The organism is Promineifilum sp. (SeqCode), from assembly GCF_041918635.1.
In the GTDB taxonomy this organism is placed as follows: Bacteria; Chloroflexota; Anaerolineae; order Promineifilales; family Promineifilaceae; genus Promineifilum.
Map to the genome: position 1 here is coordinate 1 of NZ_JAYRVJ010000206.1, position 2,188 is coordinate 2,188.

The 2,188-nt window shown below is 63.1% G+C and carries 2 protein-coding genes; both read left to right on the plus strand.

From position 1 onward, the window contains the following. Positions 1-285 precede the first annotated feature (285 nt). A complete protein-coding gene (locus ACE3UY_RS07150) occupies positions 286-1,290 on the plus strand; it encodes a diacylglycerol kinase family protein (RefSeq protein ID WP_374686855.1) in 1,005 nt (334 codons plus the stop codon). A gap of 746 nt (positions 1,291-2,036) precedes the next feature. Beyond that, on the plus strand, positions 2,037-2,188 hold a 152-nt coding region (locus ACE3UY_RS07155), incomplete at its 3' end, for a beta-eliminating lyase-related protein (protein WP_374686856.1).

Genomic DNA, 2,188 nt, shown 5'->3' on the forward strand with positions numbered 1-2,188 from the left:
TGCTGCGCAAGTGCCGATCCAGGAAGGCCCAGATGGCCCGTTCTTCCTCGTCCATACGTTTCTCCTTTTGAGAAGAATGATCCGCAGATTACGCAGATAAGAGCTCACGCAAAGGACGCAAAGAAGCAAAGAGCGCAAAGGAAGAAATCTTGTTGGCGTTCTTGGCGCGCTTTGCGTGAGCTTCTTAATCTGCGAAATCTGCGTAATCTGCCGATGATTCTTCTTAACAGTGCGTTACGCCCGGCTTCTTACTACAATTATGCGCGTGAGGGAGACGAGCCGCCAATGAAGGCAACGCTGATCTTTAACCCCCGCGCCGGGCAGTTGAACATGGCCGCCAAGGTCGGGCCGGTGGCCGACTTCTGGCGCGCGCGCGGCTGGGACGTGACGCTGCGGCCGACCCAGGCCCCCGGCCACGCTACGGAACTGGCCCGCCGCGCGGCCGACGAGGGTGCCGGCCTCGTCCTGGCCGCCGGCGGCGACGGCACGCTCGGCCAGATCGCCAACGGGCTGGCCGGCAGCGAGACCATCCTGGCCCCCCTACCCATCGGCACGTCCAACGCCCTGGCCCGCGAGTTGCGGCTGCCCCGCCCCCAGCTACTCGACCCGGACGCGCCCATCGAGGCGTCGGAGGCGCTGCTGGCCGGCCGCGTGCAGCGGGTTGACCTGAACTACGTCGAGAGCGACGCGGCCTCTGGCTACGCCCTGTTGTGGACGGGCGTGGGGGCGGATGGCTATCTGGTGCAGCAGTTGGAGCCGCGGCCGACGTGGTCGAAGCGGCTTGGCCCGGTCGGCTACAGCATTCAGGCCCTCGCCGCGCTGCCCCGCCTGCCGGCCATGAGCGCCGTTGTGCAGGTGGACGACCAGACGGTCGAGGACGATTTGCTGCTCATCGTCATCAGCAATTGCCGCCTCTACGCCGGGGGGCTGATCGAGTTAAACAGCGGGGCGCTGTTCGACGATGGGGTGTACGAGGTGTGGCTGTTCCGCGCCGGGGAGTGGTCGAGCCGGCTGGCGACGCCGCGCGCCGGTCTGATGGCGCGCTACCTGACCGGGGTTCAGTTCAATTTGCAGGAGTGGGATCCAGGCGTGATGAAGCTGTCCGGTAGCCGCGTGGTCATCGAGACGCGGCCGAAGATGCCCTGCCAGACGGATGGGGAGTGGGCGGGGTATACGCCGCTGACGTGCGAGTTGCGGCCGGGGGCGCTGCGGCTGCTCGTGCCGGAGGCCGCGCCGGCCGATCTGTTTGTCCAACCGGGGGTGGCCTTGGGCGAGGCGTGGCTGCCGTAATTGTAGGGCGGGCTGGCAATCCGCCTTTTCACCTCCCAGAGGCGGGATACCATCCCGCGCTACAAGGGGTGGCGCGTTCGTATCGCACCGTGCCAGGGGTTGAGGGGGAGCGAGGGCGCGACATTGGCCGTGTTTATGTTTACGGCGTTTACGGCGCTTACGGCGCTTACGGCGTTTGTTTTATGAGGCGACAACGCTGTTGGCGTCAAACTTATTCCAGTAATCTCACTCGCATCTAGCCCATAGCTATTGGCCCAACGTACTACCTCCTCTAATGAAACGTTCCAGCCACGCTTACCACCAACAGCATGCTTGACTGGAGCTAAACGCATCTTCTTCAAGATACGACCGATTCGATGTGAGTTAACCTGTTCAAGACGGATGTCTAGCTCATGTGCTTCAACCAACGTCTGCGCTGCGCCGGTGATTAGCTTCGTTGCGATGAAATGGGTCTTGTTAGAAACGCCGTAAACGCTGTAAACGCCGTAAACGTCATTACCTTCGATCGCCTCTCTCACTGTCTTCCCAACGATCATCCCTAGCGCCCGAATCACCAGCGCCGTGAGATCCGCCGCCTCCCTCTCCGGCCGCTTCTCCTGGTACGCTACCGCCAGCCGGCACAAACGAAAGACCTGACAGGTGGGCGGCCATAAGTTTCATTGTTGGTGGAGTCATACTGGCCGCCCACCTGTCAGGTCTGGACGTGTGGCTGTGCAACTTGGGCAGCTTGACGTAAACTAAGGGGTATGGACAGGATTGACTTCCGGTCGGATACCGTTAGCTGGCCCACGCCGGCCATGCGCGCGGCGATGGCCGCCGCGCCCGTCGGCGACGACGTGTATGGCGAAGACCCGACCGTCAACGAACTGGAAGCGCTGGCCGCGGCGCGGGTGGGCAA